The sequence below is a fragment of the Candidatus Sphingomonas phytovorans genome (genome assembly GCA_029202385.1).
Lineage (GTDB): Bacteria > Pseudomonadota > Alphaproteobacteria > Sphingomonadales > Sphingomonadaceae > Sphingomonas > Sphingomonas phytovorans.
Window position 1 is genome coordinate 187,217 of the sequence record CP119314.1, and the last position, 23,936, is coordinate 211,152.

General features: G+C 64.4%; 23 protein-coding genes and 1 tRNA gene. 9 read left to right on the plus strand and 15 right to left on the minus strand.

The window, feature by feature from the left end; all coding sequences use genetic code 11:
* Positions 1-103: 103 nt before the first annotated feature.
* The 4 genes from P0Y59_00800 to P0Y59_00815 all read right to left on the minus strand — a co-directional run bounded on the left by P0Y59_00800 (position 104) and on the right by P0Y59_00815 (position 6,022).
* Entirely contained in the window at positions 104-1,291 is a 1,188-nt protein-coding gene (locus tag P0Y59_00800; protein WEK00269.1) for an acyl-CoA dehydrogenase family protein, read from the minus strand.
* The gene (locus P0Y59_00805) at positions 1,288-2,607 is read right to left on the minus strand and encodes an amidase family protein (GenBank protein WEK00270.1); all 1,320 of its coding nucleotides are present in this window, start codon (positions 2,605-2,607) and stop codon (positions 1,288-1,290) included. Before P0Y59_00805 ends, P0Y59_00800 begins: the two co-directional genes overlap by 4 nt.
* 88 nt (positions 2,608-2,695) lie before the next feature.
* A complete protein-coding gene (locus P0Y59_00810; protein ID WEK00271.1) occupies positions 2,696-4,726 on the minus strand; it encodes a 3-hydroxyacyl-CoA dehydrogenase NAD-binding domain-containing protein in 2,031 nt (676 codons plus the stop codon).
* Between the two features lie 60 nt (positions 4,727-4,786).
* Positions 4,787-6,022 carry a serine hydrolase gene (locus P0Y59_00815; protein WEK00272.1) on the minus strand — a complete coding sequence of 412 codons (1,236 nt, stop codon included), beginning with the start codon at positions 6,020-6,022 and terminating at the stop codon, positions 4,787-4,789.
* A 202-nt stretch (positions 6,023-6,224) separates the two neighbouring features.
* On the opposite strand from P0Y59_00815, the gene P0Y59_00820 reads away from it, so the two are divergent.
* Positions 6,225-7,931, plus strand: a complete 1,707-nt coding sequence (locus tag P0Y59_00820) for an AMP-binding protein (GenBank protein ID WEK02457.1) — start codon at positions 6,225-6,227, stop codon at positions 7,929-7,931.
* Between the two features lie 32 nt (positions 7,932-7,963).
* On the opposite strand, the gene P0Y59_00825 is transcribed toward P0Y59_00820, so the two are convergent.
* A complete protein-coding gene (locus P0Y59_00825; GenBank protein ID WEK00273.1) occupies positions 7,964-8,479 on the minus strand; it encodes a YcxB family protein in 516 nt (171 codons plus the stop codon).
* A 157-nt stretch (positions 8,480-8,636) separates the two neighbouring features.
* Between P0Y59_00825 and P0Y59_00830 the strand changes: the two genes are divergently transcribed.
* Entirely contained in the window at positions 8,637-9,458 is an 822-nt protein-coding gene (locus tag P0Y59_00830) for a methyltransferase (protein ID WEK00274.1), read from the plus strand.
* Between the two features lie 12 nt (positions 9,459-9,470).
* Here the strand turns inward: P0Y59_00830 and P0Y59_00835 are convergent, their stop codons facing one another.
* Together P0Y59_00835 and glpK are read right to left on the minus strand one after the other, a co-directional pair.
* Positions 9,471-10,190, minus strand: a complete 720-nt coding sequence (locus tag P0Y59_00835; GenBank protein WEK00275.1) for an SIMPL domain-containing protein — start codon at positions 10,188-10,190, stop codon at positions 9,471-9,473.
* Positions 10,191-10,213: 23 nt separating this feature from the next.
* On the minus strand, positions 10,214-11,680 hold the full coding sequence (gene glpK, locus P0Y59_00840) for a glycerol kinase GlpK (GenBank protein WEK00276.1): 1,467 nt from the start codon (positions 11,678-11,680) through the stop codon (positions 10,214-10,216).
* A 157-nt stretch (positions 11,681-11,837) separates the two neighbouring features.
* Between glpK and P0Y59_00845 the strand changes: the two genes are divergently transcribed.
* A complete protein-coding gene (locus P0Y59_00845) occupies positions 11,838-13,031 on the plus strand; it encodes an AI-2E family transporter (protein WEK02458.1) in 1,194 nt (397 codons plus the stop codon).
* 92 nt (positions 13,032-13,123) lie between these two features.
* Entirely contained in the window at positions 13,124-13,765 is a 642-nt protein-coding gene (locus P0Y59_00850) for a TetR/AcrR family transcriptional regulator (GenBank protein ID WEK00277.1), read from the plus strand.
* Between the two features lie 85 nt (positions 13,766-13,850).
* Here the strand turns inward: P0Y59_00850 and P0Y59_00855 are convergent, their stop codons facing one another.
* Positions 13,851-14,291, minus strand: coding sequence for a DUF2147 domain-containing protein (locus P0Y59_00855; GenBank protein ID WEK00278.1), 441 nt, complete (start codon positions 14,289-14,291; stop codon positions 13,851-13,853).
* Complete coding sequence (locus P0Y59_00860) at positions 14,288-15,130, minus strand: metal-dependent hydrolase (GenBank protein WEK00279.1); 843 nt, start codon at positions 15,128-15,130, stop codon at positions 14,288-14,290. The genes P0Y59_00855 and P0Y59_00860 overlap by 4 nt, the downstream gene beginning before the upstream one ends.
* 459 nt (positions 15,131-15,589) lie before the next feature.
* Here P0Y59_00860 and P0Y59_00865 point away from each other — a divergent pair.
* Positions 15,590-15,666, plus strand: a tRNA-Asp gene (locus P0Y59_00865).
* A gap of 34 nt (positions 15,667-15,700) precedes the next feature.
* On the opposite strand, the gene P0Y59_00870 is transcribed toward P0Y59_00865, so the two are convergent.
* The 4 genes from P0Y59_00870 to P0Y59_00885 form a co-directional block, all read right to left on the minus strand.
* Positions 15,701-15,913 (minus strand): DUF2842 domain-containing protein, encoded by a 213-nt coding sequence (locus tag P0Y59_00870; GenBank protein WEK00280.1) that lies wholly within the window; start codon positions 15,911-15,913, stop codon positions 15,701-15,703.
* A complete protein-coding gene (locus P0Y59_00875; GenBank protein WEK00281.1) occupies positions 15,910-16,458 on the minus strand; it encodes a 5-formyltetrahydrofolate cyclo-ligase in 549 nt (182 codons plus the stop codon). The genes P0Y59_00870 and P0Y59_00875 overlap by 4 nt, the downstream gene beginning before the upstream one ends.
* Positions 16,459-16,780: 322 nt before the next feature.
* On the minus strand, positions 16,781-17,083 hold the full coding sequence (locus tag P0Y59_00880) for a cell division protein ZapA (GenBank protein ID WEK00282.1): 303 nt from the start codon (positions 17,081-17,083) through the stop codon (positions 16,781-16,783).
* A complete protein-coding gene (locus P0Y59_00885) occupies positions 17,083-17,283 on the minus strand; it encodes a hypothetical protein (GenBank protein WEK00283.1) in 201 nt (66 codons plus the stop codon). Before P0Y59_00885 ends, P0Y59_00880 begins: the two co-directional genes overlap by 1 nt.
* Before the next feature lie 166 nt (positions 17,284-17,449).
* Between P0Y59_00885 and gap the strand changes: the two genes are divergently transcribed.
* The 3 genes from gap (at position 17,450) to P0Y59_00900 (ending at position 20,585) form a co-directional block, all read left to right on the plus strand.
* Entirely contained in the window at positions 17,450-18,460 is a 1,011-nt protein-coding gene (gene gap, locus P0Y59_00890; protein WEK00284.1) for a type I glyceraldehyde-3-phosphate dehydrogenase, read from the plus strand.
* Positions 18,461-18,627: 167 nt separating this feature from the next.
* Positions 18,628-19,830 carry a phosphoglycerate kinase gene (locus tag P0Y59_00895; GenBank protein WEK00285.1) on the plus strand — a complete coding sequence of 401 codons (1,203 nt, stop codon included), beginning with the start codon at positions 18,628-18,630 and terminating at the stop codon, positions 19,828-19,830.
* A gap of 71 nt (positions 19,831-19,901) precedes the next feature.
* A complete protein-coding gene (locus tag P0Y59_00900; protein WEK00286.1) occupies positions 19,902-20,585 on the plus strand; it encodes a DUF2490 domain-containing protein in 684 nt (227 codons plus the stop codon).
* Between the two features lie 38 nt (positions 20,586-20,623).
* Here the strand turns inward: P0Y59_00900 and P0Y59_00905 are convergent, their stop codons facing one another.
* Positions 20,624-21,568: a helix-turn-helix transcriptional regulator gene (locus P0Y59_00905; GenBank protein WEK00287.1), complete on the minus strand. Its 945-nt coding sequence runs from the start codon at positions 21,566-21,568 to the stop codon at positions 20,624-20,626.
* 26 nt (positions 21,569-21,594) lie between these two features.
* On the opposite strand from P0Y59_00905, the gene P0Y59_00910 reads away from it, so the two are divergent.
* Positions 21,595-23,139, plus strand: a complete 1,545-nt coding sequence (locus tag P0Y59_00910) for an FAD-dependent monooxygenase (GenBank protein WEK00288.1) — start codon at positions 21,595-21,597, stop codon at positions 23,137-23,139.
* 49 nt (positions 23,140-23,188) lie between these two features.
* Here the strand turns inward: P0Y59_00910 and P0Y59_00915 are convergent, their stop codons facing one another.
* The gene (locus P0Y59_00915; protein ID WEK00289.1) at positions 23,189-23,710 is read right to left on the minus strand and encodes a redoxin domain-containing protein; all 522 of its coding nucleotides are present in this window, start codon (positions 23,708-23,710) and stop codon (positions 23,189-23,191) included.
* Positions 23,711-23,936 lie beyond the last annotated feature (226 nt).

The following is a 23,936-nucleotide window of genomic DNA, read 5'->3' on the forward strand; positions in this document are numbered from 1 at the left end:
AGAGGACCGGGGAGAGGGGCAGTCTCTCGCGTCCGGCCCGATTGGTAAACTGTCTAGACTGCCCCTTTCCCGACCCTCTTCCCACAAGGGAAAGGGCTATCGATCAATTGCTCGGCAGATCGAGGATTCGCTTGGCGATGATGTTGAGCTGCACCTCGCTGGTGCCGCCTTCGATCGAGTTCGCCTTGGTCCGAAGCCACGCCCGCGGCCCCGCGCCGCCGGAGGAGCGCTCGCTTTCCCATTCGAGCGCGTCCGATCCGCCCGCCGCCATCATCAACTCGTGCCGGTTCTTGTTCAGTTCGGTGCCGTAATATTTCATCATGCTCGGCTGGGCAGGATGCGCGCGACCCGCCTTCAGTTCGTCGATGAACCGCTCGGACATCATCCCGAACGCCCTGGACCGTACCTCGAACAGCGCAATGCTCGCTCGCAGCAACGGATCGGCAAGCCGGCCGTCATGATCCAGTCCGATCGTCGCGATCGCCCCATCGACCAGCGGATTGCCGCCCGCCGCGCCGAGCCCCATGCCGGAGATCATCTCGCGCTCATGCCCGAGCAGATATTTGGCGACGTCCCACCCCTTGTTCTCGTCATGCACGCGCTGCGACTTCGGCACCTTCACATTGTCGAAAAACGTCTCGCAGAACGGCGAATTGCCGGAGATCAGCAGGATCGGCTTGGTCGAAACGCCCTCGCTTGCCATGTCGAACAGCACGAAGCTGATGCCGCCCTGCTTGGTCGTCTTGTCGGTGCGGACCAGGCAGAAGATCCAGTCGGCCTTGTCGGCATAGCTGGTCCATACTTTCTGCCCATTGACGAGATAATGGTCGCCCTTGTCCTCAGCCGAAGTAGCGAGCGAAGCCAGGTCGGAGCCGGCATTCGGCTCCGAATAGCCCTGGCACCAGCGGATCTCGCCGCGCGCGATCTTGGGGAGATAGTCGAGCTTCTGCTCCTCGGTGCCGTATTTGAGAAGCGCCGGGCCCAACATCGAAATGCCGAAGCTGTTGAGCGGATTGCGTGCCCGGATCTTCGCCATTTCCTCACGCAGGGTTTTGGTCTCCGCCGGGCTCAGCCCGCCGCCGCCATAGGCCTTGGGCCAGTCGGGCACGGTCCAGCCACGGGCACCCATCCGGTCCATCCAGGCCTTTTGGGCCGGCGACAGCATGCTCTGGTCGCGGCCGCCCCACACGGCGTCCTTCTCCGACCGGATCGGCTCGCGCATCTCGGCGGGGCAATTCTCTTCCAGCCAGGCACGCGTCTCGGCGCGGAAGTTTTCGAGGTCGGTCATCATTTGCTCCAGACTAATTCATGAGCCAGCCGGGCCGCGGCGATGGCATTATGGTCGCGGTTGAGCCCGGCAATGACTTGCATGCCGATCGGCAGACCTTCCGCCGTGCGTCCGATCGGCACGGATGTGGCGGGGAGGCCGGGATAGGTGGCGAGGCCGGGCCAGGCGAATTGCAGGGCGAAGAAGGTCTGTTCGCCATCGATGGGCAGCAAGCGCTGGCGCAGATCGGTGTCGTCATGCGCAAAGGCAGCGCTGCCCAGTGCCGGGGCGAAGACCACGTCGAAATCCTCGAACAGCCGTGTCCAGGCGCGGGTGTTGCGTGCCTGGTCGTCGAGCATCGAGAACCATTGCGGCAGCGTCGCTGCGGTACCACCCTCGGGTGCGGCGCCACGCGCCATCGCGATGGCGAGCATGCGCATGTAATCGCCCTGCTGCCTGGCGAGATCGGGCAGGAGATCGGTGGAGCGCGATATTCGGGCCCCGGCGGTCTCCAGCTTTATTGCGGCATGCTCGATCGCGGCGACGATCGCCGGATCGGCCCTGGCGAGCGGATGCTCGGTCAATAACAGGACGCGCAGGCCGCGCGGCCCTTCGATCGTCGCATGGGGCTGCGGGATATCGGCGACGAGATCGAACGCTAGCGCCAGGTCGGCCGCGTCGCGCGCCATCGGCCCGATCACCGAGAGGACGACGCGGGCGCCGTCGGTGCCGGGAAAGAAATGCCCCTCGGTCGGCAGCACGCCGAAGGTCGGCTTGTGGCCCCATACGCCGCAGAAATGCGCGGGCACGCGGATCGAGCCGCCGATATCGGAGCCATATTCGAGCGGCACCATCCCACTCGCCAGCGCCGCCGCCGATCCGCCGGAGGAGCCACCCGATACGCGGGCAAGGTCATGCGGATTGTTAGTACGGCCGTAGATCGGGTTGACCGACTGAAGGTCGGCAAGGCCGACTGGCACGTTGGTCTTGCCGAGGAACACCGCGCCTGCCGCCTTCAATCGGGTGACCGCGACAGCATCCTTCTGCGCGATATGGTTGCGATGCGCCTCGAAGCCCCAGGTCGTCGGCAGGCCGGCGATATCGTAGCTTTCCTTGATCGTCATCGGAACGCCGAGCAGCGGTGCCGTGTCGCCCGCGGCGAGGCGGCGATCCATCTCGGCCGCGTGCTGTCGTGCGCGATCGAAATCGCGCACGACAACCGCGTTGATCAGCCCGTCGCGCGCCTCGATGCGAGCGATCGCCGCTTCGCATTCGAGGAGCGCGCTGGTTTCGCCGGCGCGGATCGCCGCGGCGGTTTCGAGGGCCGATTTCTCGGTCATTCACCTACTCCGTTCGCTTCGAGCGTGGTCGAGAAGCCATATATCTCGACTATGCTCGACACGAACGACGAGGCAGCTTCCTGCGGCATCAATTGAACCGCCCGCCGCTCTCCGCCTTCTCCTTCAGCAGCGGCGCAACCTTGAAGCCATGCTTCTCCAGGCCCGCGACGATCTTCTTCAGGCCTTCGGTATCGGCCCAGAACATCGGGCCGCCGCGATAGACCGGCCAGCCATAGCCATAGATCCACACCACATCGATGTCCGACGCGCGCTGTGCCATCTTCTCCTCCAGGATCAGCGCGCCTTCATTGACCATGGTGTAGAGCGTCTTCTCGATGATCTCCTCGTCGCTGATCTCGCGCTTCGCCAGGTTCGACTTTGACCGGAACTCCTCGATGATCTCGGCTACCCGTGGGCTCGGCGTCGGGTTCCGCTTCTCGTCATAATCGTAGAAGCCCTTGCCGGTCTTCTGGCCCCAGCGGCCCTCCGCGGCGAGCGCGTCGCGGATATTCTCGATCCGAGTCGGGTCGCGGTGCCAGCCGATATCGACCCCGGCGAGATCGCTCATCTGGAACGGGCCCATCGGCATGCCGAATTCGACATGGACGCGGTCGATCTGTTCGGGCGTCGCGCCTTCCATCAGCAGCTTGTTGGCTTCGACCTGGCGCGGCATCAGCATGCGGTTGCCGATGAAGCCGTGGCAGACGCCCGCGACTACGGCGACCTTCCTGATCGTCTTGGACAGCGCCATCACCGTGGCGAGGACATCGGGCGCGGTCTTCGCGCCGCGCACCACTTCCAGCAGCTTCATCACGTTCGCGGGCGAGAAGAAGTGCATGCCGAGTACGTCCGCGGGCCGGCTGGTGCTGGCCGCGATCTCGTCGACATTGAGGTAGCTGGTGTTGGAAGCAAGGATCGCGCCCGGCTTGGCGATGGTGTCGAGCCGGCCGAAAATCTCCTTCTTCACGTCCATATTCTCATAGACCGCCTCGATGATCAGGTCGCAGTCCTTGAGCGCATCGAAATCGAGCGTCGGGTTCAGGGCGCCCATCGCAGCCTCGACCTGTTCCGGCTTCATCCGGCCCTTGGCTGCGCTGGCTTCATAATTCTTGCGGATCACGCCCGTGCCGCGATCGAGCGCCTCCTGGGCCATTTCGACGATCGTCACGGGAATGCCGGCGCTCAGGAAGTTCATCGAGATGCCGCCGCCCATCGTGCCGGCGCCGATCACGCCGACACGCTTGATCGGGCGGAGCGCGATATCGGCCGGCACGCCGTCGATCTTCGCTGCCTGGCGCTCGGCGAAGAAGATATGGCGCTGCGCTGCCGACTGGACGCCCATGATCAGCTTCATGAACTCCTGCCGCTCGAACGCGACGCCTTCTTCATACGTCGATCCGTCCGACGCCTTCTCGACACAGGCGATGTTGGCGGCGGGCGCGTCGAAGCCGCGGAAGCGCTTGGCGTTCTCCTTCTTGAACGCAGCGACCGCGTCAGGGTCCGGCGTCGCGGTCTTCTGGCTGGCGCGGGGCAGGGGAGTCTTGTCGGCTATGTCGCGTGCAAAGGTGATCGCGTCGGCTTCGAGGCTGTCCTCGCTGGCCAGCTTGTCGATCAGCCCCGCGTCGAGCGCGCGCTTGGCCGAGATCGGATCGCCCTTGGCGGTCATCTCCAGCGCGAGTGCAACGCCGGCGATGCGCGGGATGCGCTGCGTGCCGCCGGCACCCGGGAGCAGGCCCAGCTTCACCTCGGGCGTGCCGATCTTCGCGGAGGGAACCGCGATGCGGTAATGGCAGGCCAGGGTCACCTCGCAGCCGCCGCCCAGCGCCGTGCCGTGGATCGCGGCGACCACCGGCTTGTCCGATGCCTCGATCATGTCGACCAGGGTCGGCAGGCCCGGCTCCTGCATCGGCTTGCCGAATTCGGTGATGTCGGCGCCGGCAAAGAAGGTGCGGCCGTCGCAGCGGATCACCATCGCCTTGATGCTGGCATCGGCGAGGCCTTCCTTCACGCCTGCCTCGAGGCCCTGGCGGACGGCGGCGCCCAGCGCGTTGACCGGTGGGTTGTCCGAGATGATGACCAGTACGTCGTCATGGCGTTCGGTGCGAATGGGGGACGTCATTTCACTCTCCTGCAATCTTCGGAATTCCGGGGCTCGCCCGGACGAGTAGGTCTGGGTTGATCAGGTCAGGGCCGAATAGATCAGCGTCTTCAGCTCGCGGCGGATCGGATATACGTTGGACGGGCTCATCTGAGTCATGAATATCATGGTCAGGCGCTCGACGGGATCGATGAAGAAGGCGGTCGAAAACATGCCGCCCCAATAATATTCTCCCACCGATCCCGGGATCATGGATCGCGCCACGTCGATATTGACCGCGAAGCCAAGCCCGAATCCCGTCCCGGCGTTGGCCGCCTCGCTGAACAGCGATCTGGACATGCTCGACAGGTCCGAGCTGCCCGGGAGATGGTTCCGGGTCATCAGGTCGATCGTCTTGCGTCCGACGATGCGGGCGCCGTCGAGCTCGCCGCCATTGAGGCACATGCGGCAGAAGCGGTGATAGTCGAGCGCGGTCGACACCAGTCCGCCGCCGCCCGATACGAGCTTGGGCATCCGGCTCCACGCGCTTTCAGCGCCGCGATCGTACATCACGCGGCCCTTGCCGGGCACGAAGGTGTAGCAATCGGTCAGGCGATCGATCTTGTCCGCCGGCACCGCGAAGAAGGTGTCGTCCATCTTCAGCGGCGCGAAGATCCTTGCGCTGAAGAAGTCGGCCAGCGGCATGCCCGCGACGCGCTGGACGACCGCGCCGAGTACGTCGGTCGATACAGAATAATTCCAGGCCTCGCCCGGCGAGAATTCAAGCGGGATCTGGCCAAGCGCGGCGACGAAGGTGTCGAGGTCGAGATTGCCGTGCCAGTTCTCGATCTTCCCCTCGCGATACGCCGCATCGATGTTGGATCGGTTCTGGAAGCCGTAGGTCAGCCCCGAGGTATGGCGCAGCAGGTCGACCATGCGCATCGGCTCGGCGGTCGGCTTCGTCTGGAACGGAACGCCGGCCCCGCCGCCGTTATAGACTCCGAGGCCCTTCAACTCGGGCAGGACGTGATGGACCGGCGTATCGACGGCGACCTTGCCCTCCTCGACCAGCATCATGAAGGCGATCGAGGTGATCGGCTTGGTCATCGAGGCGATGCGGAACAGGGACGATTCGTCGATTGCCCCTTTTCCGGTCGTGGCGCCGCCTTCGCGCGCGGCGCCCAGATTCGCGAAATGCACGATCTCGCCGTTACGGCCGACGAGCAATTGGGCGTTGGGAAGCTTGCCGGAATCGACATAGCGATCCTGCAGGAAGCTATCGATCCGGGCGAGCCGAGATGCATCGAAACCGTGCGACTCGGGCTTGGCGATCTTCATGTGTGGCCCATACCCCTCATTCGAAATGGTATCTTTCCTATTGCCTTGAGCGGCGCATGAATCAACACTAACCTTGGAAAAAATGGCTGATAAGCCAAACCCGACATTCAAGTCAGTTCGGCTGTCGCCGGCGGACAAAGTCATGGAGAGATGCGTCTTGGATACCGAACCGCTCGTTGCGCTCGATCCGGCCTGGCCGAAAATGACCCTGCCGGAGGTCGAGGCCGTGCTCACCGCGCCGGGCGAGCGCTTCGAGATGGAGACGATCACCGTAAACGGCATTCCCACCCGCGTATGGAAGAACGCGCCACCCTCGCTCGGCTGGCTGATCCAGGCGTCGCGCCTGCACGGTGCCCGGCTCTTCACCATCTATGAGGACGAGCGCGTCACCTATGACGCGAATTTTCGCGCGGTGGCGACTCTGGCCGGCAAGCTGCGGGAAATGGGTATCGCCAAGGGGGATCGTGTCGGTCTGGCGATGCGCAACCTGCCCGAATGGCCGGTGATCTTCTTCGCCGCGGCGAGCATCGGGGCGATCGTCGTGCCGCTCAACGCCTGGTGGACGGCGGGCGAACTCGAATATGGCATCGACGATTCGGGTGCCAGGCTGCTGTTCGTCGATGACGAGCGATACCAGCGCCTGCGCGCGCATGATGCGCCGCTGCCAGCGCTCGAGCGCATGATCGTTTCGCGGGCCTCCAGCGCGCTCGATGCACGGGCTTCGCGGCTTGAGGATCTGATCGGAACGCCGAACGATTATGCGACTCTGCCTGGCACGGCACTGCCGCCGAGCGAGATCGCGCCTGACGACGACGCCACGATCTTCTACACCAGCGGGACCACCGGAAACCCGAAGGGAGCGCTGGGCACCCATCGGAACATGATGAGCAACATCATGTCGGGCGGTTATAATGGAGCGCGTTCCCTGCTTCGACGTGGCGAGGAGATTCCGGCGCCGACCCCTCGCGTGACGCTTACCGTGATCCCGCTTTTCCACGTCACCGCATGCAGTGCGGGCATGATGGGTTCGATCGCCGCGGGAAGCTCGCTGATCTTCATGCGCAAATGGGACACGGTCCGCGCGATGGAGATCATCGAGCGCGAGAAGGTCAACATCACCGGCGGCGTGCCGACGATCGCGTGGCAATTGCTCGAGCATCCGGATCGCGCCAGATACGACCTCTCCTCGCTTGAGGCGATCGCCTATGGTGGCGCCCCGTCGGCGCCCGAACTGGTCAGGCGCATCCACACCGAGTTCGGCGCGCTGCCCGGCAATGGCTGGGGCATGACCGAGACGATGGCGACGGTCACCGGTCATTCCAGCGAGGACTATCTCAACCGCCCGACCAGCGCTGGTCCGCCTGTGCCGGTCGCCGACCTGAAGATCATGGACGAGGACGGCGCCAAAGAACTGGCGGTCGGCGAAGTCGGGGAGCTCTGGGCGCGCGGGCCGATGATCGTGAAGGGATATTGGAACAAGCCTGAAGCGACGGCGGCGACCTTCATCGACGGATGGGTGCGCACCGGCGATCTGGCGCGCCTCGACGAGGAAGGCTTCGTCTATATCGTCGACCGGGCGAAGGACATGATCATCCGTGGCGGCGAGAACATCTATTCGAGCGAGGTAGAGAATGTTCTCTACGCTCATCCCGCCGTCACCGATTGCGCGCTGATCGGCATCCCGCATCGGACTTTGGGCGAGGAGCCTGCGGCGGTAGTGCATCTCGCGCCGGGCATGGAGGTAAGCGAGGTCGAACTCCAAGCCTGGGTGCGCGAGCGGCTGGCGATCTTCAAGACGCCAGTCGCGATCCGCTTCGTGAAGGAGACCTTGCCGCGGAACGCGAACGGCAAGATCCTGAAGAAGGACCTGAAGGTCCTGTTCGAGGACCGGATCGGCCAGGCGGCCTGACCCGAAGCCTATGCTTCCCTTCGGAGGGGGCTTTAACGCGTGGCCGTGACGCGCTCTTTCATTGACGCGACGAAGCTTGCTTGTGCGGCCGGCGTGTCGAATGCCCTGGGCGGGATGATGAAGGCATTCCCGCTACTCCCCTCGACGACGACATAGCCTCGTTCAGTCGTGACCGATCGAATATTCTTCCACGAAATCCGGCCGCTTTTGCGTCCGACGATCGTGGTGATGCCCGATGTACCGAGGGTGATGGTCCGTGCCTGCGGCTTGAAGCGGAATTGCGGATATAGCACGAGCAGCAGGATCGGGATCGCACCAATCGCCAGGGGGGCGGCCAGCGTCGAAAGGGACGGCGGCGCTGGGTAGGACATTAGCAGATAGGCCGGAACCGCAAAGATCGCGAAGATCCCCAGATGGGACCTCCACAGCCGCTGACGCCAGGCACGCCAATACCAGGTCCAGATTTCTCCACGGCGGGAGGCATATTCAATCGTCACGGGCGTATCTTTCTCGTGCGGGACGGCGGGCTTTAGGCATTTCGCGCGCAATGTCTCAAGCGCGTTGACCGGTCAGGCGAAAAAGGCGCGGTAGCAACACTCGGGCAATACTCTAGCGTTTGCCGGACCCTCTGGCTGCACGCTATGGTTCGTGCCGACACGCCAGATGTCAATCGCGAGACGATGATCTCGCCTAGGGAGAGTCATCATGCGCCTGCCGTTCATCGTCCTTTCGTTCGCCTGCCTTTCGGTAGCGGGCATTGCCGTCTCCATGCCGCTCGCGCCGACCGAACCGATATTGGCCGCGGCCGTGAAATCCTCGACACGCACGCCTGCCAATATCGCACGTGACCAGTATCGCCATCCGGCCGAGACGCTGGCGTTCTTCGACGTGAAGCCGACCGATTCGGTGGTGGAGATCTGGCCGGGTGGTGGATGGTACACCGAGATTCTTGCGCCGTATCTCGCGGCGGGCGGCAAGTTGACCATCGTATCCCCGCCGGGGCGTCCTTCGGTGGGGATCGGCGCGAAGCTCGACAAGGATGTCGCGACCTATGGCAAGGTCGCCCGTGCGAACTTCCCGAGCGCGCTTGGCGGGACCGGCGTTGCTCCCGGTACTGCTGACAAGGTGTTGACCTTCCGCAACGTCCATAACTGGCGGATGGGGTATCTGCGTCCCGACAAGATGGATTATAGCGCGGCTGCCTTCCGCGAGATCTATGCGATGCTGAAGCCGGGCGGCGTGCTCGGCATCGAGGATCACCGCCTGCCCGAGAACGCCGACAATGAGCGGGAGCGGACCAGCGGCTACATCAAGGTCTCGACCATCCGGAAGCTCGCCGAGGATGCCGGTTTCCAGTTCGCGGGGGCGAGCGAGGTTAACGCCAATCCAAAGGACACGCACAACTGGCCCGAGGGCGTCTGGACACTGCCGCCGAGCCTGCAACTGGGCGACAAGGATCGCGAGAAATATGTCTCGATCGGCGAGAGCGACAGGATGACGCTCAAGTTCGTCAAGCCGGCGAAGTAGAGCGCACGGCTCCTATTTGGGGGCCAGGGCGAAATCGACGCTGACGGTCACCTGGCTGGTATTGGTGCCGGCCATCACTGGCGGCGCCGCGACGGCTTGTGGCGCAACCTTGTCCATCGCCATCACCTCATAGGCGATCGGTGCGCTTGAGGCGCCGCCGTCCCGGATGGTGAGAATCCGCACGACCTTGAGATTGGCCGCCTGGGCGTAGGTTTCCGCCCGTGCCCGCGCGGCCTTGTAGGCATTGGCATAGGCCGACCGGCTCGCGGCTTCGGGATCGCCGACGCGCAAATCCGGTCCGGACAGGACATTGGCGCCGGCCTGGGTCACCGCGGAGATCGCCGCGCCAGCCTTGTCCACGGCGCGCATGCGCACCGAGACGACGTTGCTCGCTTCGAACTTGTTCTTGTTCGGGCCCCAGTCGAGCCGGGAGACGGTCAGCCTCTGGGTCTGCATGTCAGCCTTGGCGACGCCGAAACCCTGCAGTGCCGACACGACCTTGTTCATGATATCGTTGTTGGCGGTCGTCGCCGCGTCTGCCGTCGCGGCAATCGAGGAGACGCCGGCGGAGAATCTCGCTTCGTTCGGCGCCGTTTCCGCTTCCCCGCTCGCGGTGACCTGGAGCAGCACTTCGTCGTGCCCGACGCCGCGCGGATCGCGGGTGCCGGGAGAGCAGGCGCCCAGCGCGAGCGCGCCACCCGTGGCTATCCATCCGATCGTCGATCCGCGCATATCAGTCTCCTGTCGTTCCCGCGTCACTCCCGGGCAATGACGCCGCGTACCGCCTTGTTCCAACCCGTCAGACGTTGCTTCCGCATGTCGACGGCCATCCCGGGCTCGAACATCTCGACGTCGCCGCGCATCACGCTTGCCTCTTCGAGGTCCCTGAACAGCCCTGACCCAACCCCGGCCAGCATCGCGGCGCCAAGCGCGGTGGTCTCCGCGAACTTCGGCCGCTCGACACTCACGCCCAGGATGTCGGCCAGATCCTGCGCCATCCAGTCATTGGCCACCATGCCGCCGTCGATGCGCAAGGTCTTCCAGTCGACGCCGTCAGCCGCAAAGGCGGTTTTCAGGTCATGCGCCTGGTGCGCCATCGATTCGAGCGCGGCACGGACGATATGCGCGCGCTCGCTGGAGAAGCTGAGGCCGGAGATCGTTCCGCGCGCATCGGGTTCCCACCATGGCGCACCCAACCCGGACAGCGCCGGCACGAAATAAACGCCGCCATTGTCCGACACGCTGCGCGCCAGCTTCTCGGTTTCCGCGGCGTTGCCGATCAGATTGAGTGTATCGCGCAGCCATTTCACCAGGCTGCCCGCCACGAACACCGACCCCTCCAGCGCATAAGCACGCCTGCCATCCAGCTGCCATGCGATCGTGGAGAGCAGCCGGTTTCGCGAGGTCGGCGGGGTCGGCCCGGCCTGGGTCAGCACGAAGGCGCCGGTGCCGAAGGTCGCCTTGGTCTCGCCGAGTTCAAGGCATGACTGGCCGATCGTCGCTGCCTGCTGGTCCCCGGCGATGCCGCAGATCGGGATGGCGGGACCGAACAGGGTGGTCTCGCCGAACCGCCCGGCGCAATCGACGATCTCCGGCAGCGCAGCGCGTGGCGCGCCGAACAGGTCGATCAGCCCGTCGTCCCACTGGCCGCTGCCGATCGCCATCAGCGCGGTACGGCTCGCGTTGGTCGCGTCGGTGATGTGCAGCCCGCCGGTCAGCTTCCAGATCAGCCAGCTTTCGATCGTGCCGATGGCAAGCCGATCCCCGGCTTCCTTGAGCTGCGGCCAATGGGCCATCGCCCAGCCGATCTTCGAGCCCGAGAAATAGGGATCGAGTAGCAGACCGGTCTTGGCCTGAACCACGGGCTCGTGTCCGGCATCCCGCAAATCGCGACAGACCGCGGCGGTGCGGCGATCCTGCCAGACGATCGCGGGAGCGAGCGGCTCGCCGGTCTGGCGATCCCAGAACACCACCGTCTCGCGCTGGTTGGTGATGCCGATCGCCGCAATCCGCTCGGCGCCCCCGCATCGTTCGATCACCTTGCGCGATAGGGCGAGCGTCTTGTCCCAGATCTCGGTCGCGTCATGTTCGACCCGCCCACTTTCCGGATAATGTTGGATCAATTCGGCGGATTCGCTCGTAAGGCACTTGCCGTCGGGTGCGAACAGCATCGCCCGTGTCGAGGTGGTGCCTTCGTCGATGACCAGGATGAGATCGCGCATCGGGCGAGGTTAGGGGCCGAACCCGGCGGCCGCAACAGGCGTTGCGGCCGCCGGGTTCGCCCCCTTATCGGGATTACAAGCGAGGGGAATGCGGCTAGGTTGCCGTGGTAATTGTTGCGTAGAGGGGGAACGAGTGGCGGACGGTTCCGGGCAGGGCATGAAACAGGCCCCGGGCGAAGGTGCGTTCGGCTTGCCGATCGACGGTGACGACACCGTCGATGAGGCGCGGGTGGGGCAGCGGCGCGACCGATTGCTTGCCGCGCTCACGCTGATTGCAGGAATCGGGCTGGCGCTGGGCACACCCTTCGCGCTCAAGGCGGGCGCCGAATTCTTCCTGCCGACCACCGCGGCGCTCGTCATCGCGATCGCTCTCGTGCCGGTCCTCGAATGGCTTGAGCGGCACCGCGTGCCCTCCGCGCTCGCCTCGCTCACCTGCGTGCTGCTGTTCCTTGTCGCGGCCAATATCGCCCTGGCGGCGATCGTCATCCCGGCGACCGAGTTCTTCCGCAAGCTGCCTGACCGGATCGACCGGATCCAGATGAACATCGCCCCGCTGCTCGATCTTTATTCGAGCCTGGAAAAATACGTCAACCGCACGGTACGCCATCTGGCCGCATCGGGCCCGGTGAATCCAGCGCAGACGGCCGCCGTCGCGCCGCCGAGCTCGATCCTCGAACTGGCGGCAACCTCCGCGCCGACGGCGATCGTGCAGGTGTTTTTCGGTATCCTGGTCGTCTATTTCTTCCTCTCGGGCTGGACCCGGCTCAGGCGCCGGACGATCACCAGCCGTTCGAGCTTCGGCGGCGCGATGGCGACGGCGCGGGTCATCCAGGACGTGGTCGACGACACCTCGGCCTATCTGGGTACGATCACGATCATCAACCTCTCGCTCGGCCTGGTCATCGCCTTTGCGCTGTGGTTGCTCGGCATGCCCTATCCGTTGATGTGGGGCGGCATCGTCGCCCTGTTCAACTACATCCCCTATTTCGGGCCGATCGTCGCGGCGATCCTGCTGGCGCTCGGCGGGCTGATGACCTTTCCCGACATCTGGGTGGCGTTGCTGCCTGCGGTGATCATGATCGGCGCGCATCTGCTCGAGGCGAACGCGGTGACGCCGTTCATCGTCGGCCACCGGCTGACGATCAACCCGATCATGATCCTTATCTCGTTGAGCTTCTGGGGATGGGTGTGGGGTACGCCGGGCGCGTTGCTCGCGGTGCCGCTGCTGATCATCATCCAGACGATCATCGGCGCGGCCGGCAAGCCAGATATCGCCGGTTTCCTGTTCGAGCATGGCACGCTGACTCAGCAGCGGCGTGCCCGTGCGAGATCGCGCGATGTGGAGGACTGACGGGGTGGGCAAGCGGGAGCGAGGCACCTGGACATTGATGTAAATGTGTTGATCCTTAGACTCCCGCTGCGCCATAGTGGGGAGCCGCATCGATGCGCGGCCATGATGGGGGCATCATATTGAAGGATTTAGTGGCGCCTGCCCGCAAGAAACGGCGGAAGCGCAACGCCGCCGAGGCGCGTGAGGAGGGGCTCGCCGCCGCGCGGGAGCTGTTGCTTGAAGGCGGGCCGGGCGCGGTCACTCTGGCCAATGTCGGCAACCGCATCGGCATGTCGCACACCAACCTGATCCATCATTTCGGGTCAGCGGCTGAGATGCAGACTGCCCTGATGGGATCGATGATCCGCGATCTCGCCGCCGCGCTGGACGACGCGGTCACGCATTTGCAGACCGACGCCGCGGCACCGTCCATCCTGATCGAGAAGGTGTTCGACGCGTTCGGCAAGGGTGGGGCGGGGCAACTTGCAGCCTGGCTGGTACTCACGCGCGCGTTCGATCATCTCGAGCCGATCCGCCAGGCGGTGCTCGACCTGGTCGGCGCGGTGGCCGAGAAGCTCGCGGACGATCCGGGGACTGACGGACGGATTCGCTCGATCGTCCTGCTGATCGCCATCACGGCATTCGGCGATGCCGTGATCGGCCCGAATTTGCGCGAGATGCTCGGACTGGAGGACGCCGCCGCTCGCAAGGCGATGGCGCAACTCCTGCCCATCCTGATCCTGCCGGGTCACTGACCGAGCTCGTAACCATACGCCACGCGTGCTGGCGACATGTCATCAGCACCGTGCGCAATCCAAACGCCGGGTACATGCCCTATCTCTAGCGCAGCCGTGTCCAGGTCTGGGTGCGGCAGAGGAATACCGCGATGCATCCCTTCACCTTCAGCGTGTCCCGGTCGGCCAGCGTCAGATAGCCCGATTTCGCGCCGTCGCCGCTATTGGGATCATAGAGCGGGCCGCCCTTCCATTCGCGCGGCCCGCCTGTGAAACCGTCGAGAATGCGCAGGCCCATCAGCCGGCGCGATCGCAGGGCCTCGTCGCCGTTGCGGATGTCGCGCTGGTCGGGATTGGCACGCAGCGGCGTGCCGTCGACCACGCGCCCGCACAATGCCGGGCCGCAGCGGTGGATTTCCACCACGCCGCCGCGCTCCTGTGTCCGCCAGCGGCCGATCAGCGCGTCGTCGGAAGCTCCCGCTGCGCTCGCGCTGGTCGCCAGTACTACTGCGGCCAGCGGAGCCCAGATCAGGTGTCGTCCGCTCATGCGACTGCCTCGATGCCGAGCCGCTTCTGCGCGCGAACCAGGGCCGTGCGGTCGTCATGCTGCCAGGGGTGGAAACCTGGCCGGAAATAGCTCAGCCAGGGCAGCGTGACCCGGCGCAGGATGCCGGGACGTCCGAACAGGAAGCCCATCGTCCGCAGCCAGACCCGTGGCCCGCGCAGGCCATCCTCGCGGAACAGGTCGCGCATGTTCGCGCCCATCGTCGTCATCAGGATGATCGTCGCCAGGATCATCGCCCGCACGCGCAGCGCGTAGCGCCGCGGCGCGGACCAATGGGCAGTGACCGCGAGAAAGGTGTCGAATGCCACTGCCTTGTGCTCGACCTCCTCGATCGCGTGCCAGCTCCAGAGTCGGGCAGCTTCCGCCGGCGCGGCGTCGAAATCGCGGCCGTCGGTCGCCAGCAGCTCCTGAGCGAGAATGGCGGTGAAATGCTCAAGCGCGCAGGTTGCCGCGAGCTGATGCTCCCTTGCCCGGGTGCGGGCGAAATCGAGCACGCGCTTCGTCCGCGATTCAAGCTTTGCGATATTATAGCCGCTGTCGGCCGCCAGCTTGTTGAAAGTGGCATGTTCCCGGCTGTGCACCGCTTCCTGAGCAATGAAGCCGCCGATCTGTGCCTGGAGCGCCGGATCGACCGAGCGGCGATAATGCCGGACGCTGTCCATGAAGAACTTCTCGCCCGCTGGGAAAGTGCAGGACAGCGCGTTGAAGAAGGCGGTGGGGACTGGATCCCCACCATGCCACCAGCGCGGATGGTCCGCGCCGTCGCGATGGAAGCGCAGGTCGCGCAGGGGAATGGCGATGTCGGGTGGGGTGGTTGTCACATCTGCCTCGCTATATTGACATTGTTGTTCATATCAATTTGGACATCAATGTCAATATAAAAAGCCGCCCGCGACCCGGGGAGGGCGGCGCGGGCGGCAGGTGGCCTGCCCGTTCGGGCGAGGTTGGGGGAATTCTTCGGCGATCTCGGGCGCCTGCATCGTCCTTCCCGCAGGGCCTTCGAAAGCGGGTTGAACAGCACTTTCTGTTCGGATCGCAGGGCGGCTGTCAATATATAATGACATTAATGTCCATGTTGATATCAATCTGTCGCACGCGTTGCCGAACGAGCTGCGCCGTCATGTCCGCGAATCCTGCGAATATGGCGTGGCCGGCGGCGGTTGAATTGAGGTCTCGAGGGTTCAGATGACGCGGCTTTTGGGCGTCGTTCGATTATTGCGTGAAAGGGCTGTTGACAGGGTTGGGCACCTCGCCTAGTTGCGCCGCCTCACGCTTTCCAAGCGGGTGTAGCTCAGTTGGTTAGAGCGCCGGCCTGTCACGCCGGAGGTCGCGGGTTCGAGCCCCGTCACTCGCGCCATTCCCCTGTTTCGAGAGGGGAAGGCGCAGCAAAATCAGCGCCAGCGTCCGGTCTCCATCCAGAGCAGCATGCGGCGCATTGGCAGCAGCCAGAGCCAGACGATTCCGGTCACGAGATAGAAGGCGAGTTGCAGCAGCGCGTGCCACCGGCCGATCATACCGGACAGGCTGGCGACCAGAATCACCCAGACGACGATCATCCCGAGGATCGCGAGCACGCCGACGGGTTTGCGCCAGGAAGGGGTCATTTGGGGGTAATCCAGTCTCGTTCGGTGATAATGGCGTGGAGCGGTACGTCCCACGGGTCGTGCGGCAGGCTTTCGACCTGTTGCACCGACCAGGCAACCCCGACCCGCCACGCGTCCGGGAATTGCGTGAAGGCCCGATCGTAATAGCCGGCGCCCTGGCCGAGTCGGTTGAGGGTCGAATCGAAGGCGAGCAGCGGAGTCAGGATGATGTCCGGCGCCATCGCGGCTGCTTCGTGGTGTGGCTGCGACAGGCCGAACGGGCCCGGGATCAGCGCGGCTTCGCTGTCCCAGGCGAGGAAGCGCATTGGCTCGGAGCGAAGGGTGACGTGCGGCAGCACGATGGCGCAGCCACGCTCGACGGCGGCGTGGGCGAGCGGCGATGGGTCCGCCTCGCTGCCCATCGGTACATAGGACGCGACAGTCAGGCCATGTTCGAGCCGCGCCAGAAGGGCAGGGGTCAGCTCTATCGGAGATGGCCCGCCGGCGAAGAAGCGGTCACGGTCGGCGCGGATACTGGCGCGAAGAGCGGATTTCTCGGAATTCATCGGAAGGGAATCAAGGGTCTGCCCCTTCTCTCATCGTCATGCCGGACTTGTTCCGGCATCCACTGTTCCGCAAGTGTGCCTGCCGGTCTGTGCGGCAGGGCCGAATCCGGAGCAAGTCGGGGTAAACAACCCTTTGCCTGCGTCGAAAAGCGGTGGCGGGACCGCCATGGCCGTTTGCCTGAATATCCTCTGACGCCGTTAGCATCAGGTGGGGATCGTGTACGACAGGCCAGGGCCAGCGCAGGGACAACCCCCTAGGAAGAATAATCGCCTCAGGGATAATCGGTAAGGCTCGTACCGGGCAGTGCCCGCCACGCCCTATTTAGGCTTTCGGGGCCGTTTTCTCAAGGGTCGCCGCCAGCTTTTCCAGTCGCTCGGCAACCTCGTCGAGCAATGCCGCGCCAGCGCCCTCCGGTGGGCGCCGCTGCGCCTCGTCCAGTTCGTCGGCGAGCATCAATGCGACGAACAACATGGTCCGCTCGCCGTTGAGGCCGCCCGAGGCGCGCGATGCCGTCGACCAGTGCCGGTCGAGCATGTCGCCGAGCTTGCGCAATTGCGGTTCCTCGCCGTCACGGCAGGCAACGGTGTGGCGGCGGTCGCCGATGGTGAGGGTGACATCGGCCATCAGCCGGCCCCATCCTCGCCTTCGCTACGAGCGATCACGTCGTCCAGCGTCGACACCGCCTGCTCGATCCGGGCGCGGAGCACCGCGTGGCGTCGCACCGCCGCGTCGGCCGCACGGTCCCGCTCAGCTATCGCTGCTTCGATTCTCGCGATCGCGCGATCGATCCGGTCGAGCGCGGGCGGAGGCGTCTCGTCTGCCATCATCCCGGGATAGCATGGCTTTACGGGCGGGCAAGATCGATTTGGTCTCCTGCGGTTGACGGGCGCGTCCGCCCACCGCAAAGACCGCGCGGCTTATCAGACTCGCCGGTCGCCCTTTTCGCGCATGTCAGCGCTGCGCCCGGTATTCGCGACGGAGGAAATTGCGATGACGGTGAAGGTTGCGATCAATGGTTTTGGACGGATCGGCCGTCTCGTTGCACGCGCGGTACTGGAGCGCGGCGATACTGGACTTGAGCTCGTCGCGATCAACGACCTCGCCGACGCCAAGTCGAACGCCTGGCTGTTCTCGCGCGATTCGGTGCATGGCAAATACCCGGGCGAGGTCTCGGCCGAGGGCAATGAACTGGTCATCGACGGCAAGCGTATCCGCGTCACCGCGGAACGCGATCCTGCCAACCTGCCGCATGCCGAACTGGGCGTCGACATCGTGCTCGAATGCACCGGCTTCTTCACTGATCGCGAGAGCGTGCAGAAGCATATCGATGCCGGCGCGAAGAAGGTCCTGATCTCGGCCCCCGGCAAGGGCGTCGACCTGACCGTCGTGTTCGGCGTGAACAACGACAAGCTCGAGGCAGGCCACAATATCGTGTCGAACGCGTCGTGCACCACCAACTGCCTGGCGCCGGTCGCCAAGGTGCTGAACGATTCGATCGGCATCGAGCGCGGCCTTATGACGACGATCCACGCCTATACCAACGACCAGAAGATCCTCGACCAGATACATCCGGATCTGCGCCGCGCCCGCGCCGCCGCCATGTCGATGATCCCGACCACCACCGGCGCAGCGCGCGCCGTCGGCGAGGTGCTGCCGGAACTGAAGGGCCGGCTCGACGGCTCGGCGATCCGCGTGCCGACCCCGGATGTCTCGCTGATCGACCTGACCTTCACGCCGAAGCGCGACACCACCCGGGAGGAGGTCAACGCCATCCTCAAGGCGGCGTCGGAAAGCGGCCCGCTCAAGGGCATCCTCGACTACACTGACGAACCGCTCGTCTCGATCGACCTGATGCACACGCCCGCCAGCTCGACGGTCGACAGCCTCGAAACCGCGGTGCTCGACGGCAAGCTCGTCCGCGTCGTCAGCTGGTACGACAATGAATGGGGTTTCTCGAACCGCATGGTCGACACCGCCGGCGCGATGGCGGCGTTCCTCTAACGACGTATGACGATATCTTTTTCGTTCGTGTCGGGCGAGGTCGGGATACTGCTTCTCGACGGCGCCCGATGCAGACGGGGAAGGAGCGTGATTGGTCTCCGTGCTTGCATCGCTCGTCGCGGTGGACCTGTCGGGGGCGGCATCGGCGATATTTTCAGGGTGGAAGAATGACCGCGAAAAGCTTCAAGACGCTCGACGACATGGGCGATGTCTCCGGCAAGCGCGTGCTGGTCCGTGAGGATCTGAATGTGCCCATGGCCGATGGCGCCGTCACTGATGCCACCCGCTTCCGCGCCACCCTGCCAACCGTGACCGAACTGGCGGATCGCGGTGCGATCGTCCTGATCCTCGCTCACTACGGCCGCCCGAAGGGCAAGCGCGATCCGGAGATGTCGCTCGCGCTGGTGACCGGGCCCTATAGCCAGGTGCTTGGTCGCTCGGTGCGCTTCATCGAGGATTGCGTGGGTGAGGGTGCCGCCGAAGCGATCGCCACGCTTCAAGCGGGTGACATCGCGGTGCTGGAGAATGCACGTTTCCACGCCGGTGAGGAAAAGAACGATCCCGAACTCGCTGCCGAGATGGCCAGGCTTGGCGACCTTTACGTCAACGATGCCTTCTCCGCCGCGCATCGCGCGCACGCCTCGACCGAGGGACTGGCACACATCCTTCCCGCTTTTGCCGGGCGTGCGATGGAGGCCGAGCTCGATGCGCTCGACAAGGCGTTGGGCAATCCTGAACATCCCGTCGCGGCGGTGGTCGGCGGTGCCAAGGTGTCGACCAAGCTCGACGTGCTCAAGCATCTCGTCGCGAAGGTCGATCACCTGATCATCGGTGGCGGCATGGCCAACACCTTCCTCGCCGCGCGCGGTGTCGATGTCGGCAAATCCCTGTGCGAGCATGACCTGACCGGCACCGCCGAGGAGATATTCGAGGCGGCGGAGCGGGCCAGTTGCACTATCCATCTGCCTTATGATGTCGTGGTGGCGAAGGAATTCCGTGCCAACCCGCCGGTGCGCACTGTCAACGTCCACGAGGTCGCGGCCGACGAGATGATTCTCGACGTTGGCCCCGCCGCGGTCGAGGCGCTGGCCGATGTGCTCAAGAACTGTCGCACCCTGGTATGGAACGGGCCGCTCGGCGCCTTCGAGACGCCGCCCTTCGACACGGCGACGGTGGCGCTGGCGCGCACGGCGGCGGCGCTGACGCGCGACGGTTCGCTGGTTTCCGTCGCGGGCGGTGGCGATACCGTCGCCGCGCTCAACCAGGCCGGGGCAGGGGACGATTTCACCTTCGTCTCCACCGCCGGCGGGGCGTTTCTGGAATGGATGGAGGGCAAGGAATTGCCCGGCGTCGCGGCGCTTTTGGCGTAGGGCACGGGGCTTCCCGTCCATACGCTTCACGCCTACGGTTCTGAATGCCCGCCCGATCCCAACGCACCGCTTTGCGCCACTTGCTCCTGGCCTTGCCGCTTGCTCTGGTTGCGACACCGGCGAGCGCGCAGCGACAGGACGGGCAGCTATGGTTGCAGATCAACACCAATGTCCCCCTCGCGGATCGCGTGCGTATTACGCTTGAGCAGATTGCGCGCTTCAGCGACCGGCAGAATGGATTGTACCAGACCGAATTCGGGGGCTTGCTCGGCTTTCGCGCCACCAAGAATATCGAGCTGGGTTTCGGGTATCGCTGGGTCGGGGCGCATAACGGCAATACGGGCGCTGACGAGGATCGCTTGCGCCAGCAGGTGGTGGCGACATTCGGACCGGTCACCACCCGTTTCCGGGTCGACGAGCGCTTCAACCCTCGCGGCAGCGAGGTGGGTTTCCGCATCCGTCCGCTCATCCGCTACAATCACCGGCTCGGGACCAAGGGGGTCGCGCTCTTCGCCAGCCACGAAAGCTTCTTCCTGCCCAACAGCACGAGCTGGGGGCAGCGCAGCGGATACGAACGGATGCGCAACATCGTCGGCGTCACGCTTCCGCTAGGGCGTGAAGTTGCGACGGACGTTGGCTATCTCAATCAATATCGTCCGGGCCGCGATGGCGCTCAGGCGCAGATGGACCACGCGCTGCACCTCCAGCTCACGATCAATCTACGCGCTTTCGCTGCGTCGGAAGTCCCCGACTGAAGGCGACGTCTCGTATTGCGCGGACTTCGTCAGGGTAATCATCGGCGCGAGTACCGTTCAGCCATATAGCGCCCTGGCGAGACACCGGTCGTCTTGCGAAACATCGTCGCGAAGCTGGGAATGCTTTCATAGCCGAGATCGTTCGCTACTTTCTGGATCGAAGCGCCCCCGGCCAACCATTTTACGGCGAACATGACGCCGAGCTGCTGGCGCCAACGGCTGAAATTCATGCCCGTTTCGCGAGCGATGAGTCGTGCCAAGGTACGTTCGCTCAGCCCCGCACGCCGCGCCCAGACGGCCATCGTTCTCCGATCTGCCGGAGAATCGATCATCAGTTCGACGATCCTGCGGAGGCGCTTGTCGGAAGGCATCGGGAGGTGGAGATCCTCGACCCGTGCCGACGCGATCTCATCGAGAAGCACCGCTACCAGGCGCGACTCCGCGCCGCCTTCCGCATAAAGCGCGGGCAGGCTCGCCGAGCGGATCAGGAGCTCGCGCAGCAGCGGTGTCACGGAGACAGCGCAACAGGCCGCGGGCAAGCGCGTGTCGAGATCCGGCTCGACGAAGGCGTTATAGCCTTCCAGCCCGCCGGTCGCCTTGACGGCGTGGAGCGCGCCCCCGGGGATCCAGACAGCGCTGCGTGGCGGCACGATCCACAATCCTCCTTCGACTTCGCAACTGAGCGCTCCCCGCTGCACCAGCAGGAACTGGCCCTTTCTGTGGCGGTGAAAGTCGATTTCGATCTTGCCGACTTCCGCGATCGCGATGCCGACCGTTACGATCGGCCGACATACTTCATCCGGATCGAGGCGTTCGGACTCGGTGGGTGGATCGCTCAAAATCGGCATGGCTCGGTCAAGCCTTGCAACTCTGCCCTGGCAGAAATGAATAACATTCTGTCTTGCCTTCGGAATGACGCCAGGATGGGCTGCCATTATCCCTGTTGCGCGAGCCAGTCGAGGCAGTTTGGATTCGGTATCCAATGGCCACCGGGCGCGAGGAGTCTGTCGTGATCTATGATGTCGTCATTGCCGGTGCCGGCCCCGTTGGATTGTTTCTCGCCTGTGAGTTGCGTCTCGCGGACGTCTCGGTGCTGGTGCTGGAGCAGGCAGAGGATCCCCGTTCCGCCCTGAAGCGGCTTCCGTTCGGGATGCGCGGCCTTTCGGCGCCGACCATCGAAGCCTTTTACCGGCGCGGCATCCTGGACGACATCACGGCGCCGCAGCGCGCGAAAGAGGAGCCGGGTGGCCGCGTGTCGAGTGCCGCGCACTGGATGCAACAGCCGCGGCGCCCGGGTGGCCATTTCGCCGGCATCCAGTTTCATCTCGACAATATCGACACGACCAAGTGGCAATATCGCCTGCCAGGGCCGGCCGGCACAAGCATGGCGGTCGAGATGGAGAATCTCGAATCCGTCCTCGCTGCACGCGCAAGCGCGATGGGCGTCGAGATCAGGCGTGGTTTCGGCGTCGAAGACTTCGACCAGTCGGATGAAGGCGTGACCATTCGCGCCGGTGGTGAAATTTTTCGCGGGGGCTGGCTCGTCGGATGCGATGGCGGTCGTAGCACGGTTCGCAAGGCGGGCGGCTTCGCCTTCATCGGCACCGATCCGGAGTTCACCGGCTATTCCGTTGACGTCGAGATGGCCGATCCGGACAAGCTCAGCCCAGGCCGACACTACACGACGACCGGCATGTATACCTACGCGCAGCCCGGGACGATCGCGATGGTCGAGTTCGACGGAGGGGCATTCCACCGGACCCGGCAGATCACGCTCGACCATGTGCAGGCGGTGTTGCGCCGCGTCACCGATACCGACGTCACCGTGACCGCGCTCCGCCTTGCTACCACATGGACTGATCGCGCTTACCAGGCGACGGCATATCGCAACGGGCGGGCGCTGCTCGCCGGTGACGCGGCGCACATCCATTCCCCCCTGGGTGGCCAAGGGCTCAACCTTGGGTTCGGCGATGCAATGAATCTTGGATGGAAGCTTGCCGCGACCATCCGGGGTGATGCGCCGACCGCTCTGCTCGACAGTTACGTGAGTGAACGGCATCCGGTGGGAGCACAGGTTCTCGACTGGTCGCGCGCGCAGGTCGCGCTCATGCGGCCGAGTCGGAGTTCACGCGCGCTCGAAGCCATCATCCGAGATCTTATCGATACGCGCGATGGCGCGACATATTTCGCCGAGCGGATCTGGGCCGTTTCTCTCCGCTACGATCTTGGCAGCAACCAACCATTGGTCGGTCGCAGCGCTCCTGACTTCGCGCTGGTCGACGGGACGAGGCTTGGCGATCACCTTGGGAAGGGGAGGGGCCTGTTGCTGGACTTCGACTCCCGGGCGCCGCTTCAAGCGCTTGCAAGTCGCTGGAGCGATAGGATCACTTATATGGCAAGAAATGCCGAGGATCGGCTCGGCTTGAGCGCGGTGCTGGTACGCCCTGATGGCATTGTCGCCTGGGCTGGCGAGGCCGCGGATGACTATGAGGAAGCTGCCGAGGCTGCGCTGCGTTGGTTCGGCGAACCGGGAGATATCCCTGGGGTTTCTTGAGCCGCCCTCTGGCAGCGATTTATGCCTCGTTGCCGCAATCCGGGAACAATCAATTCGCGGCGGTCGCTGGCGCGGGGGTCGGTTCCTTGAGCAGCGGTATGATCGTCCGATTGAGCGCTTCGAGATCGAACGCCGCCGCTTTGGCGTAACGGATACGCCCCGACCGGTCGATGATATAGTTGGTCGGGACGCCCTCGAGGATGGAATATGGTCCCTTGATCTTTTTCGCCGAGGGCATGTGCATCACCTCGAAGAGCTTCTTCATTTTGTATAGTGGTATCGAATCCTCGGTCGCGATCGCGAAGACTCTCAGGCCCGCTTTCTGCTGGAGTTCATAATATCGGTCCAGCAACGGAAGCTCTTCGCGGCAGGGTACGCACCAGGTCGCCCAGAAGTTGAGCACCACCACCTGACCGCGAAGCTGGTCGAGCGACACTTTCGATCCGTCGACCAGCGTCAGTTCGAAATCGGGTGCGGGCTCGCCGACTCTCGGGACCTTGGCGGCGGTCAGGAAGAAAGCGAATGCTCCGACCCCGAGAAGCTTCAACCCGCGCGACAATAGCGATCCCATGACAGCTTTCCCCTTTGTCCTGAACCTGATGCAGGAGCGGGCGTGCGTCAATAACCGAGACTGCTCGCATCCATAGATGCGGCGTGCGCGGAAGGGTTCTGTCATTATGTACGCAGGTCTGGCTTACTGTCTATGAAGCGCGAAAATCGTATTCGATTCTTGTTTTGCGTAGCGACTGCTCACCTTGATCCTTTCGCCGTCGCGCGGCGAAATCTGTTTTCGCCTG